Annotated in this window: 17 protein-coding genes; 14 read left to right on the plus strand and 3 right to left on the minus strand. The window is 71.9% G+C overall.

Annotated features, from left to right (window positions below; translation table 11 throughout):
- Window position 1: 1 nt before the first annotated feature.
- A complete protein-coding gene (locus ABD143_RS30475; RefSeq protein WP_343984894.1) occupies window positions 2-1,126 on the minus strand; it encodes a sensor histidine kinase in 1,125 nt (374 codons plus the stop codon).
- 35 nt (window positions 1,127-1,161) lie between these two features.
- On the minus strand, window positions 1,162-1,815 hold the full coding sequence (locus tag ABD143_RS30480) for a response regulator transcription factor (RefSeq protein ID WP_343984895.1): 654 nt from the start codon (window positions 1,813-1,815) through the stop codon (window positions 1,162-1,164).
- 109 nt (window positions 1,816-1,924) lie between these two features.
- On the opposite strand from ABD143_RS30480, the gene ABD143_RS30485 reads away from it, so the two are divergent.
- The 14 genes from ABD143_RS30485 (at window position 1,925) to rplL (ending at window position 15,757) form a co-directional block, all read left to right on the plus strand.
- Window positions 1,925-2,266, plus strand: coding sequence for a hypothetical protein (locus ABD143_RS30485; RefSeq protein ID WP_343984896.1), 342 nt, complete (start codon window positions 1,925-1,927; stop codon window positions 2,264-2,266).
- A gap of 279 nt (window positions 2,267-2,545) precedes the next feature.
- On the plus strand, window positions 2,546-3,790 hold the full coding sequence (locus tag ABD143_RS30490; protein ID WP_343984897.1) for an ABC transporter ATP-binding protein: 1,245 nt from the start codon (window positions 2,546-2,548) through the stop codon (window positions 3,788-3,790).
- 10 nt (window positions 3,791-3,800) lie between these two features.
- Window positions 3,801-4,580 (plus strand): MlaE family ABC transporter permease, encoded by a 780-nt coding sequence (locus ABD143_RS30495; protein WP_343984898.1) that lies wholly within the window; start codon window positions 3,801-3,803, stop codon window positions 4,578-4,580.
- Window position 4,581: 1 nt separating this feature from the next.
- Window positions 4,582-5,421, plus strand: a complete 840-nt coding sequence (locus tag ABD143_RS30500) for an MlaE family ABC transporter permease (protein ID WP_343984899.1) — start codon at window positions 4,582-4,584, stop codon at window positions 5,419-5,421.
- Window positions 5,418-6,737, plus strand: a complete 1,320-nt coding sequence (locus ABD143_RS30505) for an MCE family protein (protein ID WP_343984900.1) — start codon at window positions 5,418-5,420, stop codon at window positions 6,735-6,737. The genes ABD143_RS30500 and ABD143_RS30505 overlap by 4 nt, the downstream gene beginning before the upstream one ends.
- Window positions 6,734-7,882 (plus strand): MCE family protein, encoded by a 1,149-nt coding sequence (locus ABD143_RS30510; RefSeq protein WP_343984901.1) that lies wholly within the window; start codon window positions 6,734-6,736, stop codon window positions 7,880-7,882. The genes ABD143_RS30505 and ABD143_RS30510 overlap by 4 nt, the downstream gene beginning before the upstream one ends.
- On the plus strand, window positions 7,879-8,841 hold the full coding sequence (locus ABD143_RS30515) for an MCE family protein (RefSeq protein ID WP_343984902.1): 963 nt from the start codon (window positions 7,879-7,881) through the stop codon (window positions 8,839-8,841). Before ABD143_RS30510 ends, ABD143_RS30515 begins: the two co-directional genes overlap by 4 nt.
- A 5-nt stretch (window positions 8,842-8,846) precedes the next feature.
- Entirely contained in the window at window positions 8,847-10,100 is a 1,254-nt protein-coding gene (locus ABD143_RS30520) for an MCE family protein (RefSeq protein ID WP_343984903.1), read from the plus strand.
- On the plus strand, window positions 10,097-11,383 hold the full coding sequence (locus tag ABD143_RS30525) for an MCE family protein (protein ID WP_343984904.1): 1,287 nt from the start codon (window positions 10,097-10,099) through the stop codon (window positions 11,381-11,383). The genes ABD143_RS30520 and ABD143_RS30525 overlap by 4 nt, the downstream gene beginning before the upstream one ends.
- A complete protein-coding gene (locus tag ABD143_RS30530; protein ID WP_343984905.1) occupies window positions 11,380-12,606 on the plus strand; it encodes an MCE family protein in 1,227 nt (408 codons plus the stop codon). The genes ABD143_RS30525 and ABD143_RS30530 overlap by 4 nt, the downstream gene beginning before the upstream one ends.
- A gap of 53 nt (window positions 12,607-12,659) precedes the next feature.
- Complete coding sequence (locus ABD143_RS30535; RefSeq protein ID WP_343984906.1) at window positions 12,660-13,232, plus strand: hypothetical protein; 573 nt, start codon at window positions 12,660-12,662, stop codon at window positions 13,230-13,232.
- A gap of 15 nt (window positions 13,233-13,247) precedes the next feature.
- Window positions 13,248-14,453 carry a hypothetical protein gene (locus ABD143_RS30540; protein ID WP_343984907.1) on the plus strand — a complete coding sequence of 402 codons (1,206 nt, stop codon included), beginning with the start codon at window positions 13,248-13,250 and terminating at the stop codon, window positions 14,451-14,453.
- A 298-nt stretch (window positions 14,454-14,751) separates the two neighbouring features.
- Entirely contained in the window at window positions 14,752-15,327 is a 576-nt protein-coding gene (gene rplJ, locus ABD143_RS30545) for a 50S ribosomal protein L10 (RefSeq protein WP_343984908.1), read from the plus strand.
- Window positions 15,328-15,364: 37 nt separating this feature from the next.
- Entirely contained in the window at window positions 15,365-15,757 is a 393-nt protein-coding gene (rplL, locus tag ABD143_RS30550) for a 50S ribosomal protein L7/L12 (protein WP_343984909.1), read from the plus strand.
- A gap of 81 nt (window positions 15,758-15,838) precedes the next feature.
- Here rplL and ABD143_RS30555 read toward each other — a convergent pair whose 3' ends face one another.
- A complete protein-coding gene (locus ABD143_RS30555) occupies window positions 15,839-17,506 on the minus strand; it encodes a class I adenylate-forming enzyme family protein (RefSeq protein ID WP_343984910.1) in 1,668 nt (555 codons plus the stop codon).
- Between the last annotated feature and the right edge of the window lie 497 nt (window positions 17,507-18,003).

Here is an 18,003-nt window from a genome sequence, read left to right on the forward strand (position 1 = left end):
ATTATGTCCCGCTGGGCAGGGTCACCCGCACGTCCAGGCCGCCCTCCGCACGGGGGTGCAGCGCAACGGTGCCCCCGTGGGCCTGGGCGATCGCGGCCACGATCGACAGGCCGAGCCCGAGTCCGCGCTCGCGCGTGCGTGCCGGACCGAGCGTGCGGAACGGTTCGAGGAGACCGGCCACCTGGTCGGGCGGGATGACGGGACCGCTGTTCGCCACCTCCAGCATCACGCAGCCGGGCCCGGTCGAGGTTGCCACGTGCACCCAGCCGTCCGGTACGTTGTGGCGCTCGGAGTTGGAGATCAGGTTGGCGACCATCCGCTCGAGCAGCTCGGGATCGCCCGCGACCGGGGCGGGCGCGAGCGCGGTCGCCATCGCCGGTCGACCATCGCGCACCGCGACGTCGGCATCCAGCACGGCCAACGCGACCTCCGCGAGGTCGACATCCCGCCGGCGGGCGAGGCCCTGCTGGCTGCGGGCCAGCGTGAGCAGGGCTTCGATGATCCGTTCCTGGTGCTCGCCGGAAGCGAGCAGCCGCCGGAGGGTCTCGCGCAGCGACCCCCGTGGCGCATCCGTGTCGGCCAGCGCCACCTCGATCGCCGCGCGCTGCAGAGTGAGAGGCGTACGCAGCTCGTGCGAGGCGTTCGCGACAAAGCGCCGTTGCGCGCCGAACGCGCGCTCCAGCCGGTCGAGCAGATCGTCGAACGTGTCGGCGAGCTCCTTCAGCTCGTCGTCCGGGCCAGAGGCGGCTAGCCGCCGGTGGAGGTCGTCGGCGGTGATGCGGCGCACCGTGGCGGTCATCGTGGCGAGCGGGCACAGCACCCGCCCGGCCACCAGCCAGCCGAGCAGCACCGAGCCGGCCGCGGTGATCGTCAGCGCCAGCCCCGAGCTGATCAGCAGCCCGCGCAGGCTCGCCGCGCGCTGCAGGTCGAGCTGGTCTTGGAGCGCGGGCGCGAGCACCGGGGGTTGCGGCGCAGGCAGCTCCGGCAGACCGCCCACGTCCGGGGCCGGGGGCGCGGGCGGCGCGCCGAAGGCCGAGTACACCACCAGCAGGTACACCAGCCCGACGAGCAGCGCTCCGGTCGCGAGGAAGAGCCCGCCGTAGAGCAGGGTCAGCCGCAGTCGCACGGTGCGGACCGGACGCGGGCGCGCGGACATCGGCGTCAGATCCGGTAGCCGGCTTGCGGGACTGTCTCGATCAGCGGCGGGTCTCCGAGCTTGCGGCGCAACCGGCTGACGGTCACCTTCACCGACTGCGTGAACGGGTCGCTGGCCTCGTCCCACCCTTTCTCCAGCAGCCGTTCGGCCGAGACCACGGCGCCCCGCGCCGACAGCAGCAGCTCCAGGACGGCGAACTCCTTGGGGCTCAGCTCCAGGCGGCGCCCACCCCGAGTGGCGGCCCGCCGAGCCGTGTCGAGCTCGAGCTCGCCGTGCACGAGCACGGGTGGCAGCGCGGTGTGCGAACGTCTACCCAATGCCCTGATCCGCGCCACCAGCTCGGCGAAGGCGAAGGGTTTGGCCAGGTAGTCGTCGGCGCCGAGGCCCAGCCCGGCCACCCGGTCGGCGACGGTGCCTGCGGCGGTCAGCATCAGCACGCGCGCCGCGTGGCCGTCGGCGGCCAGAGACCGGCAGACCTCGTCGCCGTGCACGACCGGCAGATCGCGGTCGAGCACTACGACGTCGTAGTCGTGGATCGCGGCCCGGTAGAGCGCCGCCGCGCCGTCCAGTGCCACGTCGACGGCCATGCCCTCCCGGCCGAGTCCCGCCGCCAGCGTCCGGGCAAGTTCCTCGTGATCCTCGACGATCAGCACCCGCACCCGCGCAGCATCCAGGATGTCCGGTTGCGCCGGGGTAACGGTCGCCGTTCCCGCGGTGCAACCGCCTGCGGGATCTCCTGGGGACTCCATCGACCGAACGGAGAACGACATGAGGATCCCCGCCCGAGCGGCCGTCGTCGTCATCGGCGGCGCCGCCGCCGTGCTCGCGCTCACCGGTGCGGCGAGCGCCGCGGCCGCCGACGACTACACCGCCTGTATGCGAGCCCACGGCCTGCCCGACTTCCCGGCCGCAACGGTCACGGACGGCGGGCTGCTGGTGTTGGACCCGGCCGGAGCGGGATTCGACCCGTTCTCGCAGGTCTACCGCGCCGCCGCCACCGCGTGTGCGCACGCGCCGGCCACCGGTGCCGCGCTGCCCGCCGAACCCCGACCGCCTGCTCCGCCCGCGCCGCCTGCCCCGCCACAGCCGCCCGCGCCGCCGCGGCTCTGACCCTGGGGTCCGGGAGCCTGCTGGCGGGGTGCTGACTCGATCTTGCCGTACCGCCCGGTCGGGACCGTCCGGCCGGGCGGTGCAGCGCCGGATCGCGACGCAACGTGACAGCTCTACGGCAACTGGTGGACGTATGCTCGTCCGATCGGACCAACGTAGTGGCGAATGCTAACCAGCGAGTAACCCCAGTTGGCGGGTCTCGTTGACCACCTGTGGCCGACCGGCCGCCCCGCTCCCCGCCCGCGCCGGTCGCCCGTAGTAGGCATCAGGAGGCGTCGTTTGACTGGCGTAGAGGTCAGGGTGGAAGGGCTGTCGAAGTCCTTCGGCCGCGCCAACATCTGGTCCGACGTGACCCTCACGCTGCCGCCTGGCGAGGTGTCGGTGCTGCTCGGGCCGTCGGGCACGGGCAAGTCGGTGTTCCTGAAGACGCTGATCGGTCTGCTCAAGCCGGAGCAGGGCTCGATCTTCATCCACGACACCGACCTGGTGCGCTGCTCCGAGTCGCGGCTCTACGAGCTGCGGAAGCTCTTCGGCGTGCTGTTCCAGGACGGCGCGCTCTTCGGGTCGATGAACCTCTACGACAACATCGCGTTCCCGCTGCGGGAGCACACGAGGAAGTCGGAGTCGGAGATCCGCGACATCGTCACGGAGAAGATGACGATGGTCGGCCTCACCGGCGACGAGCGGAAGCTCCCCGGTGAGATCTCCGGCGGCATGCGCAAACGAGCAGGTCTCGCGCGGGCGCTGGTGCTGGACCCGGAGATCATCCTGTTCGACGAGCCGGACTCCGGGCTCGACCCGGTGCGGACGGCCTACCTGAACCAGCTGATCATCGACCTGAACGCGCAGACCGACGCCACGTTCCTGATCGTCACCCACGACATCAACACCGCCCAGACCGTGCCCGACAACATCGGGATGCTCTACCGGCGGCACCTGGCGATGTTCGGGCCCCGGGAGGTGCTGCTGACGTCCGAGGAACCGGTTGTCGCGCAGTTCCTGAACGGGCGCAGGCAGGGTCCGATCGGCATGTCGGAGGAGAAGGACACCGCGCAGGCCGCCCGTGAGATGGAGGAAGCGGGCGACCTGGCCGGGCTGCCACCGCTGAAGCCCCAGCTGCAGCCGAGCGCCGGGGTGGGGGAGCGCCGGGCCGTCGCGCGGCGGCGCCTGCGGGTGGAGGGGATGCTGCACACCCTCCCGGCCGCGGCGCAGCAGGCCATCCGCGACAGCTACGACGAGGACCCGCTCCAGTGGAGCGGCTACTCGGTCGGCGAGCACGAGCCGGCGACCGGTCCGATCGAGGTGCGCACCCGCCCGTCCGCGATGCCGCGGCGCGCGGCCGAAGACGTGACCGGCTACCCGCCGCCCGCTCCCGGCTACGGCAGGGAGTCCGACACGTTCGACGCTTACGGCCCCGGCTACGGCGGCGACCAGGACGCCGGCGGTCCCGGCTCGAACCCGTCGTGGCGTCCGGACACCCCGCCCCCGCCCTCGGGCGCCGGCCGCCACCACCCGCGACCCTGAGCAGGCAACGATGACCGCCCCCGCCCCGATCACCCGCGCCCTCACGCCGGTCGGCCGGCTGTTCGCGCTCGGCATCGACGTCGTGCGCAACACCTTCCGCCGTCCGTTCCAGCTGGGCGAGTTCATCGAGCAGACCTGGTTCGTCACCAAGGTCTCCGCGCTGCCGACGGCCCTGTTCACGATCCCGTTCGGCGCGACGATCGCGCTGCTGCTTGCCGAGCTCACCCGCCAGTTCGGCGCCCAGAGCCAGACGGGCGCCGGCAGCGTGCTGGCGATCGTGCAGCAGGCGGCCCCGATCGTCACGGCGCTGCTGATCTCCGGTGCCGGTGGCAGCGCAGTGTGTGCCGACCTCGGGGCGCGCACGATCCGCGAGGAGATCGCCGCGATGGAGGTGCTCGGCATCTCCCCGATCCAGCGGCTGGTGGTGCCCCGGGTGCTCGCCATGGCCACCACGGCCGTGGTGCTCAATGGCCTGGCCAGCGTGGTCGGTGTGGGCGGCGGCTACTTCTTCAACGTCATCGTGCAGGGCGGCACGCCCGGCGCCTACATCGCGAGCTTCTCCGCCGTCGCGCAGGTGTCGGACATCGTCGTGAGCGAGATCAAGGCGGCGCTGTTCGGGTTCACCGCTGGGATCGTGGCCGCCTACCGGGGGCTCAACCCACCGCCCGGCCCCAAGGGCGTCGGGGACGCCGTGAACCAGTCCGTCGTCATCTCGTTCGTGCTCGTCTTCCTCATCAACCTGGTGCTGACCTCGGTCTACCTCGAGCTCGTGCCGCCGAAGGGGTCGTGACGTGGCGACGTTCGGCGGCAGGGCGCGCCGGTTGGTCACCGCGCCCCTCGATGTTCTGGAGCAGCTCGGCGACCAGCTCTCCCTCTACGCGCGGGCGATCGCCTGGACACCGCGCACGCTGCGCCGCTACCGCGGCGAGATCGCCCGCCTCCTCGCCGAGGTCAGCTTCGGTTCCGGGGCGCTGATCGTCATCCTCGGCACGGCGGGCGTGATGCTGTCGCTCTCGCTCTTCGTCGGGAGCCTGGTGGGCCTGCAGGGTTTCCGCGCGCTCGACACCCTTGGCGTCGAGGCGCTGACCGGCTTCATCACCGCGTACTTCAACACCCGCGACATCGCGCCCCTCGTGGCGGCGGCGGCGCTCACCGCCACCCTCGGCGCGGGCTTCACCGCGCAACTCGGCGCGATGCGGATCTCCGAGGAGATCGACGCGCTCGAGGTGATGGCCGTGCCCAGCGTGCCGTTCCTCATCACGACTCGCGTGATCGCCGGCGTCATCGCGATCATCCCGATGTACACGATCGGCCTGCTCGCGAGCTTCGCCGCGTCGAGGCTCAACGTCACGCTGATCAACGGCCTGCCCGGCGGCACCTACGACCACTACTTCGACCTGTTCCTGCCGGTCAGCGACGTGCTCTACTCGTACCTCAAGGTGATCGTCTTCGCGGTCGTGATCATCCTGATCCACTGCCACTACGGCTACACCGCGCGCGGCGGGCCCGCAGGCGTGGGCATCGCCGTCGGCCGCTCGGTGCGGCTGTCGATCGTGAGCACCGCGATCCTGGACTTCTTCCTCACGCTCGTCATCTACGGCACCTCGACCTCGGTGAGCGTGGCCGGATGATCAAGAAGCGACTGCAGGGGCTCCTGTTCGTGGTGGTGCTGCTCGGGATGGCCGGGCTCGCCGTCGGGCAGTACGCGGGCGCGTTCGACCGTGGCGTGCCCGTGACGCTGGAGGTCGACCGGGTCGGCAACCAGCTCGCCGAGCGCGCCGACGTGAAGATCCGTGGCCTGCGCGTCGGTCAGGTCGAGTCGATCAGCACGGACGCCACACACGCCACGGTGCAGCTGTCGATCGAGCCGGACAAGGTGGACCTCATCCCCGCGAACGTCGCGGCGCGGCTCATCCCCAAGACCCTCTTCGGCGAGCGGTACGTCTCGCTGGTGCCGCCCGCCGGGTCGCAGGCGCCGCCGCTGGCCGCGGGCGACGTCATCCCCCTCGACCGCAGCGACGCGGCGCGCGAGGTGGAGCGGGTGCTCGACGGGCTGCTCCCGCTCCTGCAGGCCGTCGAGCCGCAGGACCTGGCCACCACACTCGGCGCGCTGTCGCAGGCGCTGGCCGGGCGGGGCGAGAACCTCGGGCAGACGCTCGTGCGCCTGCAGGAGCTGACCGGCGGGCTGCGCCCGGCGATCCCGGACCTGCAGGCCGACATCACGCAGCTGGCGGACTTCGCCGGAAACGTCAACTCTGCCGCCCCCGACCTGCTGAACGCGCTGGACGACTTCAGCGCCACCAGCCGCACGATCGTGGAGCAGCGCCAGCAGCTGCACGACCTCCTCAGCGGCGTGACCTCGGCGTCGGACGACCTGCGCAGCTTCCTCGCCGCCAACCGCGGCAACCTCATCGCGCTGGCCGACACCAGCCGGCCGAGCCTCGAGAGCCTGGCGCGCTACTCGCCCGAGTTCCCGTGCCTGCTGAACCAGCTCGCCGGCATCGTCCCGCGCATCGACAAGGCCTTCGGCGCCGGCACGCCCGAGCCGGGACTGCACATCACGCTGGAGATCGTCAACCCGCAGGGCAAGTACATGCCGAACCAGGACGAGCCCCGGTACCTGGACGACCGCGGCCCGCGCTGCTACCCGATCCTCCCGCTCGGGCCCGAACAGCCGGCGGACGGCCCGTTCCGCGACGGCACCGCGCAGGACCGCCAGCCGCCGGTCGGAACGCCCGGAGGCAACCCCGAGAAGTTCGGCGCCGAGACCTACGGGACCTATCCGTCGTCCTACACCGGGATGGGCGTGCCCAACTCGCCCGGTGAGCAGCAGGTCATCGCGGAGCTGCTCGCCGTCCAGGACGGCACCTCGCCGGCCGCCGTGCCGGCCTGGAGCTCGATGCTCGTCGGGCCGCTGTACCGCGGGACCGAGGTGACGCTGACATGAGGCGGTTCCCGGTCGCGGCGTTCGTCAAGTTCGCGGCGCTCACCGCCGTGGTCGCGATGGCCACCACGGTGCTCGCGCTGACCATCGCCAACGCCTCCGGCGGTGAGCGCACGACCTACACCGCGCGCTTCAGCGACGCTTCCGGCCTGCTGCGAGGCGACGACGTCCGGATCGCAGGCGTGATCGTCGGCACGGTCGACGACATCAGGATCGTGGACCGGCGGCAGGCCGAGGTGGCGTTCAGCGTGGCGAGCGACCGGCCGCTGCCGGCGTCGGTGACCGCGGCGATCCTCTACCGCAACCTCATCGGGCAGCGGTTCCTCTCCCTGGGGCAGGGCACCGGGCCGACCGGGGAGGTGCTGCCTGCGGGCGGCACGATCCCGGTGGAGCGCACCCGCCCGCCGCTGAACCTCACCGTGCTGTTCAACGGGTTCAAGCCGCTCTTCACAGCGCTCGACCCCCAGCAGGTCAACCAGCTCTCCTTCGAGATCGTGCAGGTGCTGCAGGGCCAGGGCGGCACGGTGCAGAGCCTGCTGGCGAGCACCTCGTCGCTCACCAACACCCTCGCCGACCGCGACCAGCTGATCGGGCAGGTCATCGACAACCTCAACGCGGTGCTCGACACCGTGAACAAGCGCGACGAGCAGCTGTCGGAGCTGATCTCCTCGCTGCAGGCACTGGTGTCCGGCCTGGCCGAGGACCGCAAGCCGATCGGCGACGCGATCGTCACCATCGGCGAGCTGACCGACGTGACAGCCGGCTTCGTCCAGGACGCGCGGCCCCCGCTGCGTGCCGACATCAACCACCTCGGCGACCTCGCGGGCAACCTCAACGCGTCCGGGGACAAGCTGGAGCAGACGATCCAGAACCTGCCCGGCAAGCTCGACCGGCTCGGGCGAGCGGGCGGCTACGGCAGCTGGTTCAACTTCTACCTGTGCGGGTTGTCCGGCCAGGTCGGGCTGGAGCCCTACCTGGCTCCGACGCAGCTCGACGCCTACCGGAGCCCCTCGCCCCGCTGCGGGCCCAACCCGGACGGCGTGCAGGGGCAGGCGCCCGACCCGCTGGGCGGGCCGGCGCTGCCACCGCCCCCGGCGGCGGCGCAGGACCTGCCGCTGCTGGGCGGGCTGCTGGGAGGTGGCGGATGACGCGCCGCGGACCAGTCCCGATCGCGGTCACCGGCTTGCTGGTGCTCGTCCTGATCGCGGTGGTCGCCTTCAATGCGCCCACGATCTTCGCCGGGGGCACCACCTACAAGGCCGAGTTCGGTGAGGCCGCCGGGCTGCAGTCGGGTGACATGGTGACGATCGCGGGCGTCGAGGCCGGGCGCGTCACCGACGTGAAGCTGGCGGGCGACCGCGTTCTCGTCTCGTTCCGGGTCAGCGACGCCTGGGTCGGCGACCGGACCTCCGCGTCGATCGAGATCAAGACCCTGCTCGGCGCGAAGTACCTGGCGCTCGATCCGCAGGGCGACAAGGACCTCGACCCGGACAGCCCGATCCCGCTGGCCCGTACCGCGTCCCCGTTCGATGTGGTGGAGGCGTTCGACGGGCTTTCCGGCACGATCGACCAGATCGACACGGCGAAGCTCGCGGAGAGCCTCACCACGCTGTCGGACACGTTCCGCGGCACACCCCCGGAGGTCCGGGGCGCGCTCGACGGGCTGTCTCGTCTGTCCACCACGATCGCGAGCCGCGACGAGGAGATCCGCAAGCTGCTCGGGGGCACGCACAACCTCTCGGGCGTGCTCGCGGACCGGAACCAGGAGTTCGAGAAGCTCCTCTCCGACGGCAACCTGCTGCTCGCCGAGATCCAGAAGCGCCGCGCCGCCATCAGCAGCCTGCTCGACGGCACCCGGGCGCTGTCCGAGCAGCTCAGCGGGCTTGTGGCGGACAACAAGGAGCAGCTGCGGCCCACGCTGGAGCAGCTCGACCGGGTCGCCGCGCTCCTACAGCGCAACCGCGACTCCCTCGACGCGAGCCTGCAGAAGGAAGCGGTGTTCGTCCGGCTCTTCACCAACGCCGTCGGCAACGGCGAGTGGTTCGACAACTACGTGTGCGGCCTGTTCCCGCCGCCGCTCGGCCCGATCAACCCCGGGGGGTGCTAGCGCCCATGCCACTGACCCCGACCGACCGCAACCAGCTCCAGTTCACCGGGCTGGTCGCGGTGATCGCCGTGCTGCTCGCGGGTGGCCTGTACCTCGTGATCCAGCCGCCCGGCCGCACGATCACCGCGTACTTCAGCTCGGCCGTCGCCGTGTTCGAGGACAACTCGGTGCGGATGCTGGGTGTGCCCGTCGGCACCATCACGCAGGTCGTGCCCGAGGGCACCCAGGTACGCGTCGAGATCCGTCTCGACGACCCCGACCTGCGGCTGCCCGCCGACGCCAAGGCCGTCGTCGTCTCGCCGAGCCTGGTGACCGGCCGCTACATCCAGCTCACCCCGACCTACTCCGGCGGCCCCGAGATGCAGGACGGCGGTGTCATCCCCGTCGAGCGCACGGCCGTGCCACTCGGCGTGGACGAGCTGGCCCGCACCGCCACCGACCTGGCGAACGCGCTCGGCCCGCACGGGGCCAACTCCCAGGGCGCGCTGTCGGACGCGCTCAACGTCGGCGCGGCGAACCTCGGCGGCAACGGCCAGGCGCTGAACGACAGCATCCGCAACCTCGGCGAGCTGTCGGGCACCCTCGCGGACTCCCGTACGGAACTGTTCGGCACGGTCACCGAGCTCCAGTCGTTCACCTCCACGATCGCGGCGAACGACGCGCAGGTCCGCGACTTCAACGGGCGGCTGCAGGACGTCGCCGGGTTCCTCGCGGGAGAGCGGGGCGACCTCGCCGCCGCGGTTTCGGAGCTGTCGGTCGCGCTCGGCGACGTCGCCGGCTTCGTGCGCGACAACCGGGACGAACTCCATTCGAACGTCGACCGGCTCACCGAGGTCACCGACGTGCTCGTGAAGCAGCGCAACGCGCTCGCCGAGATCCTCGACGTCGCCCCGGCGGCGCTGGGCAACCTGTCGCTGGCATACAACGGCTCATCCGGCACGCTCGACACCAGGGCCGACATCAACGAGCTGACGCTGCCGCCGATCGTGCTGGTCTGCGAGTCGCTCCGGCGCGGCACCCCGCAGAACCTGCCGGCCGCGTTGTCGGACGCGTGCTCCACGCTCGCACCAGTCGTCAGCGGGGCCATCCCGCTGCCGAGCCCCGCCGACGTCATCACAGCGCTGCAGGAGGGTCGGCCGCCGCCGGTGCCCGGTCTCGCACTCCCGACCGTGCCGGCCCAGCCCAGCCCGGCCCAGCCAGGCCCGGCCCAGCCCAGCCCGGCCCAGCCCGGCCCGGCCCAGCCCGGAGGTGGGGGATGACGCGCGCGTCCGTCCGGCTCGCCGCTCTCGCCACCGCGGCCGCCCTGCTCACCAGCGGGTGCGGGGTGTTGTCCGGCGGCCTGCGCGGGGTGGACCTGCCCGGTGGCGCCGACCTCGGCGACCACCCTTACCGCCTCGTCGTCGAGTTCTCCGACGTGGTCGACCTCGTCCCGCAGTCGCTGGTGAAGGTCAACGACGTGCCCGTCGGCACCGTCACCGACATCTCCGTCGGACCGCAGTGGACCGCCATGGTCACGGTCTACGTCAACGGCGACGTGCCCATGCCGGCCAACGCGCAGGCCAGGGTGCGCACCACGAGCCTGCTGGGAGAGAAGTTCGTGGAGCTCCTCGCCCCGCAGGACGCGGAAGGCCGGATTGCCGACGGCGCCACCATCCCGCTCGCCCGCACCGGACGGGCCGCGGAGGTGGAGGAGGTGCTCGGTGCCCTGTCGCTGCTGCTCAACGGGGGCGGCGTCGCCCAGATCCGGACGATCGCCAACGAGCTGAACCATGCCCTCACCGGCAACGAGCCGGAGATCCGCTCGTTGCTCGCCGACGTCGACACCCTCGTCGGGGCCCTGGACGACCGCAAGACCGAGATCACCCGCGCCCTCGACGAGATCAACCGCCTGAGCAGCACCCTCAACGACCACCGCGGTCAGATCGAGACGGCCCTCGACGACCTGCCGGGCGGGCTCAAGGAGCTGGAGGCGCAGCGCGGGCAGCTCGTCGACATGCTGCAGGCCCTCGACCGGCTCTCCGGGGTGGCCACGGACGTGGTGAACCGCAGCCGCGACGACGTGCTCGCCGACCTGAAACTCCTCCAGCCGGTTCTGTCGAACCTCTCCGCCGCAGGCCCCGACCTCGTCAACGCGCTCCCGGTGCTGCCGACCTTCCCGTTCTCCGACGGCACCGTCGACGCTTTCGCGGGCGACTACACCAACCTCTACATCAAGGCCGACCTGGACCTCGGGCACGTCCTGCAGAACCTCGCGCGTTCCAAGGACGCGCCGCTGGGCGCGCGCGGGCCGCTGGACGGGCTGCCGTCCACCGCCCAGCTGCTCGCCCCGCTGCTCGGCCCGCCGAGCGGCGACACCCCGCGCTTCCCGCTGCTCGGCGAAGGCGGCCTCCTGCCGGTGCCGGTGCCGGGGCAGGCCGGGCCGCCCTCGACGTCCGGGTCGACGGTGCCGCCGGAGCAGCGCTCCACCCCGGAGCCGACACCGACACCGACGCCGACGCATGGCCCAGGCCTGCTCGACGGCCTACTCGGAGGTGGCCGGTGATCACCCGCATCGTCCGGTTCCAGCTCGTTGCGTTCCTGGTGATCACCCTCGTGGGAGTGGGCTACGCCGGGTTCCGCTACGCCGGGTTCGGCAACATCTTCGGCGCCACCACCTACCCCGTGCGGTTGCAGCTGGCCGAGTCCGGCGGGATCTTCACCGGCGCGGACGTGACCTACCGCGGGGTGAGCGTCGGCCGCGTCGGCCCGCTGACGCTCGTCCCCGACGGCGTCGAGGTGCAGCTCGACATCCGCCGCGACGCCCCGGCGATCCCGGCCGACCTCGACGCGGCCGTGCACAACCTCTCCGCCATCGGCGAGCAGTACGTCGACCTGATGCCGGCCACGAGCAGCGGCCCGGTCCTCGAAGCCGGATCGGTGATCCCGGTGTCGCGGACGTCCACGCCGGTTCCGGTCGAGAAGCTCGTGGTGAGCCTGGACGACTTCGTGCGCTCGGTGCCGCTGGACTCGCTCCGGACCGTCGTCGACGAGCTCGGTACGGGCTTCGCCGACACCGCGCAGCCGCTCCAGCGCATCCTCGATACGACCAACGCGTTCACCGCAGACGCGGTCGACGCACTACCGCAGACGCTCAAGCTCATCCGCGACGGGCGCACCGTGCTCACCACGCAGAACGACGTCGCCGGCTCGTTCCAGAGCTTCAGCCACGATCTCGCGCTGCTCGCAGACCAGCTCCGCTCGTCCGACCCGGACCTGCGCCGGCTGCTGCAGACCGGGCCGGACGCCTCGTGGCAGGTCCGCTCGCTGCTGCGGGACAGCGGGCACGGGATCGGCGAGCTGGTGGCCAACCTGCTCACCGTGTCGCAGGTCGCCGAGCCCCGGCAGGACGCGATCCGCCAGCTGCTCGTGACCTACCCCGGCGTCATCGGCACGACCTACACCGTGCTGCCCGACGACGGCACCGCCCACCTCGGGCTGGTGATCAATGTGTCCGACCCCTTCCCGTGTTCGCAGGGTTACCAGAGCACCGACCGAAGGCCCGGGAACGATGTGCAACCCCTGCCGCCGAACTCCGGCGCCTCCTGTGCGGAACCCCCCGGCAGCCCGATCACCGTGCGCGGCGCGCAGAATGTGCCGCGGGCGGCCACCCCCAGGCCGCCAGCGGATGCCCCGGTCGGTCCCCCGTCCGGCGGCGTGCCCGCAGGTTCGGCCCCGGTGGGCTCTGCTCCCCCTCTGAGCTCCCCGGCCCAGATCTTGCTCGGCTGAACGGAGCTCATGCAGCGATCGACGGCCAGACCCCGACCCCCGACGGAGAGCCCATGACCGTCCTCGACAGGCCCCCCTCGGGGGGCACCGCGAACGAGAAGTCGACCCGGCGCCGCCTGCCGGTGCTCACTCAGGTGACGGCGCTCGTCGCGCTCGTGGCCCTCGCCGCGGTCGCCGCGATGTTCTTCGGCGCGCGGTACATGCTGTCTCTCAACGACCAGGGGCTGGAGCTGGCCGCCGAGCGCGAGAGCGTGCTCGTCGACGCGCGGCAGGCCGCGATCAACCTCAACAGCCTCGACTACCACAACGTGGCCGCCGGCCTCGATCTGTGGGAGCAGACCTCCACCGGCACCCTGCTCGACGAGTTCCGCGCGAACCGCGCCGACTACGAGAAGGTCGTCACCGACGCCCGTCGCGTCACCGTGGCGACCGTCCAGGACGCCGCGGTGGCGGAGCTCGACGTCCGCTCCGGGATCGCGCGGGTGCTCGTCGGGCTCGACGTCGAGGTCCGCCCCGAGGGACAGGACCCGGTTGTCACGCGGCAGCGCCTGCAGCTGGAGATGACCCGCACCCCCGACGGCTGGCGGGCCAGCCGGCTCGCCCCCGTCCGCACCCCGTCGAGCTGAGCAGGAGGCGACCCCATGCCACCCCGCCCCCGCAGCCCCAAGGCCCGCGCCGGAGTCACCCGCAGGCCCCGTGTCGCCGGGCTGACCCCGGTCCCGCAACGGCCGGACCCCGGTCCCGACGGCGAGCGGAGCCGCGTCCGGCCGGCTGAGCCGGCGCGCCCCGGTACGTTCACCGACGACCCGCTGGCCCAGCCGGACGACGTCGTCGCGGAGCCCGCGAAGCTCGACCATGCGCCTGCCGAGCCCGAGCGACCGGCGGAGGAGCCGGACCCCGAGCCCCCGGCTGTGGACCTTGCCGAGCCGAACGTCCCCGACGCGCCCGAGGATCGCGACGGGCCCGTCGACCCCGAACCGGTCGAAGCCGAGCCGGTCGACCCCATCGAGCCCGCGGAGTCGGTGCCCCCGCCCGTGGCAGCGAGCGTCCCCGTCGTCACGGCTGCGCCCGCCCGTCCCAGCCCCGCTGGGCGTCCCACTCCCGACCCCGAGCCGGCCGAGCCGGCGACGGAGGCGATCCCGACCATCGACACCGCCGTGCTGGACACGGCGGTCCTCGACCTGCGCGCGCTGCGCACCGAGCCCGCCGGCGCCACGGAGGGCATGACGGGCGCCTGGCCGGAGCCCGCGTCCGACGCCGACGACGCAGAGCAGCCGGACGCAGAGGCCGGCGAGGAGCAGGCACCTGCGAAGACCCGCCGCGCATCGCGCACCGGCCTCCCAAAGCCGGTGCCGTACCTGGCCGCCGCGTTCGTGCTGTTCATCGCCGCCGCCGTGACCTTCGGGGTGCTCGATGCGCGTCTGCACAGCACCCCGACGGCCACCAACACCGCGCTCGTGGACGTGGCCGGCACGGCGGAGGCAGCCGGGCAGCTCTCCGACGCGATCGAGACCGTCTACTCGTTCGACTACACGCGTCTGGACGAGAACGAGCGGGCCGCGCGCGATGTGATCACCCCCGAGTTCGCCGCGGAGTTCGACCGGCTCTTCGCCGACGTCCGCCAGCGTGCCCCGGGGCAGCAGGCCGTGGTGTCGGCGACCGTGACGCTGTCGGCGGTGAAGGAGCTGACCGGCGACCATGCGGTCCTGGTGGCGTTCGTCGACCAGCAGGCCACCCGCGCCGCGCCGGACGCGCAGAGCAGGCAGCTCGCGGCGGCGGGGCGGCTCACGGTGACGGGTGAGCGGGTCGACGGCCACTGGAAGATCGCCTCGGTCGTCCCGGGCTGACGTCGGGGTGGGGCGTCGTGGAGGGTCAACTTTGCCATGTATCCTCGACCTCAGTTCCACCAGAGACCGCAGGTCTGCCTCGCGGCGAGCGATCGCCTCAGGCACGAAGGTCCCGCCTAGAGCGGGCGGCCCGCGCAGGCGGACGAGGTCATCGCGAGGTGCGCGTCAGCGCGCGCCGTCTGCCACGCCCCGTGCGCTCTGCGCCGGGGCGTTCGTTCTTCTCGGGTCTCCTGGTTCTCTCCGGTCTCCGGTGGCGCAGCACGTGCACGTCCCCACGACCACGAGAGAGGAGGCGAGGATGGTCCGACCCGACAAGGTCGAGGCGGTCGCTGAGATCGCCGAGAATTTCCGGGGCGCGTCCGCCTCGGTGGTCACCGAGTACCGCGGCCTGACCATGGCCCAGCTCACGACGCTGCGCCGGTCGCTCGGCGACGGCGCTACGTACCGCGTCGCCAAGAACACGCTGGTGAAGCGGGCAGCCGAGGACGCGGGCGTCGAGGGTCTCGACTCGATGCTCGTCGGCCCCACGGCGATCACCTTCATCACCGGTGAGCCCGTCGACGCCGCCAAGGCGCTGCGCGAGTTCGCCAGGACCAACCAGGGCCTGGTGATCAAGGGCGGCTTCATGGAAGGCCGCGCGCTCTCCGTCGACGAGGTCAACCGCCTCGCCGACCTGGAGTCGCGCGAGGTCCTGCTGTCCAAGATGGCAGGCGCGATGAAGGGCACGATGGCCAAGGCCGCCGGCCTGTTCGCCGCCCCGGCGTCGCAGGTCGCCCGCCTGGCGCAGGCGCTCGCCGACAAGCGCGCGGAAGAGGGCGGTGCGGCCCCGGCGGCCGAGGCCGCCCCCGAGTCGGACACCGACTCCGCGAGCTGACCACCCCCCGTACCGCATCACCGAAAGAGGAACCACCATGGCGAAGCTGTCCACCGACGAGCTGCTCGAGGCCTTCAAGGACCTCACCCTCATCGAGCTCTCGGAGTTCGTGAAGAAGTTCGAGGAGACCTTCGACGTCACCGCCGCCGCCCCGGTCGCCGTCGCCGCGGCCGGCCCGGCCGCCGGTGCCGCCGCTGCCGAGGCCCCCGAGGAGAAGGACGAGTTCAACGTCGTCCTCGAGGCCGCCGGTGACAAGAAGATCCAGGTCATCAAGGTCGTCCGCGAGCTCGTCTCGGGCCTCGGCCTGAAGGAGGCCAAGGACCTCGTGGAGTCGGCCCCGAAGCCGATCCTGGAGGGCGTGGCCAAGGACGCGGCCGACGCCGCGAAGACCAAGCTCGAGGAGGCCGGCGCCAAGGTCAGCCTGACCTGACGCCGCGCCACCCAGTACGACAGCGAGGGGCGGCACCCGCATCGGGTGCCGCCCCTCGCCGCGTTTCCCGTCCGCGGTGTATCAGCCCTGGTCCTCCCGCGCCCGCAGCTCGCGGCGCAGCAGCTTCCCGGTCACGGTCTTCGGGATCTCGTCGAGGAACTCCACCTGCCGCGGGTACTTGTAAGCCGCCATGCGCTCCTTGGCGAACGCGATCAGCTCCTCGGCCGTCACGGACCGGCCCGGCCGCAGGCTGACGAACGCCTTCACCGTCTCGCCCCGGTACTCGTCCGGCACCCCCACGACTGCGGCCTCCCGCACCGCGTCGTGCTCGTAGAGCACGTCCTCCACCTCACGCGGCCAGACCTTGTAGCCGCCCGCGTTGATCTGGTCCTTCTTGCGGTCGACGATGTAGAACCAGCCGGTCTCGTCCATGTAGCCGACGTCGCCGGTGTGCAGGGCGCCGCCCGGGATGGCGCGTTCGGTCTCCTCCGGCTTGCCCCAATAGCCCGAGACGACCTGCGGGCCCGTCGTGACGATCTCGCCGATCTCCCCCGGAGGGACGTCCTGCCCGTCGTCGCCGACGATCCGCACAATCGTGTTGTAGACCGGCACGCCCACCGACAGCGCGCCGGACGTCTCGTCCACCGGCGCCTCGGCGTCCGCGGGGACGCCGTGCGACGGGGAGGTGGTCTCGGTCAGGCCGTAGACGTTGTGGATGTACTGCCCGAAGGCCGCGGAGAACGCCTTGACCGTCGACGGCGGGATCGGCGCCCCGCCCGACCAGATCTTCGTGAGCGACGAGAGCGCGTCCCGGTCGGCGTTCGGCGCGTTCATGAGCGCGATGAACGCCGTGATCGAGCCGACGGTGAACGTGGGCCGCTGCTCGCGGATCGTCTCGATCGCGAGCGACGGCTCGAAGCGGTGGAACAGCACGAGGGGCACCCCGAGCAGCAGGCTGGCGGTGACGTGGCCGATCAGCCCGGTGATGTGGAACAGCGGCGCGACGCCGAGCACCACGTCGTCGGAGCCGAGGCGGCACAGCTCGCGGTAGGTCTGGCTGTTGAACACCACGTTCCCGTGCGTGTTCATCGCGCCCTTGGGCGGGCCGGTGGTGCCGGACGTATAGGTCAGGAACGCTGTGTCACCGGGGGAGAAGGACGTGGGCGGCGGCACCTGCCCGCGGTACCGCTCGATCATCCCGGCCATGTCCTCGGTGCCGGTCACGTCGACGGGCTCCTGGTCGGGGAACGCGCGCGGGTCGTCGCGGTTCTGGTGCTCCCGCTCCGACGTCGTGACGACGGTCTGTACCGCCGTGCGGCCGACCACGTCGGCGGCGACGTCCCGGTAGAGGCTCTGCAGGCACACGAGCACCCGGGCGCCGGAGTCGGTGAGCAGCAACTCCAGCTCGCGCTGCCGGTTCATCGGGTTGATCGAGACGGCGATCCCGCCCGCCTTCCACGTTCCGACGAGCCCGATCACGAACTGCGGCACGTTCTGCAGGTAGAGCGCCACCCGGTCGCCCGTCTCGAACCCGGTCTCGAGCATCCCGACGGCGAAGGCGTCCGTCAGCTCGTCCAGCTCGCGGAGCGTGATGCGGCCGTCGAAGTAGCGGATGGCGTCGCCGCCGGGGTTGCGTTCCACCGCGGCCCGGAACATGGCGAGCGCGTCGGTGAACTCGGGTTCGAGGTCTGCGGGCTGGCCCGCGTCGTAGCGGGCGAGCCACGGTCGCTCGTCGTAGGCGCTGCTCATCGCGGCAGGCTTCCCCGGCAGTCGGAGCGTCCCCGGCAGTCGGAGCTTCCCCGGCAGTCGGAGGGAGCGTCGGGGCCGAGCGGCTCGACCATCGCGGGGGCGTCGGACATCATCGTCTCCTACTGTGGCGGAGGGGTCGGTGGCCGATCGTGTGCCGGGGGTCAGAAGGTGTCAAGCGAGCCCGACACATGGTCGAGCGACCTCCGAACGGGTGGACCTCGGTCCTCCGCGCCGGTACCGGCGCGAGTACGGTGGGGAAACCAGCGGGGACGGTCGGCGGGTGCAGGCCCGTGGTCGGGGGCCCGCTGGGAGCACTCGACCGGTGGACACACGATCGGGTCTGATCCGCACGATGAGCGGTCAACCAGGCGCTGATCAGGCCGTCCGCTCCGGTCGTCCCGCGAAAGGGACCACTTACCGACGCGTAGAGTCTTGACGCGGTGCGGCTGAAAGGTCACTCTTAGATCTCGATGGTTGTCTCGGCGACCTGTCTCGAC

This window comes from Pseudonocardia aurantiaca (assembly GCF_039526725.1).
Lineage (GTDB): Bacteria > Actinomycetota > Actinomycetes > Mycobacteriales > Pseudonocardiaceae > Pseudonocardia > Pseudonocardia aurantiaca.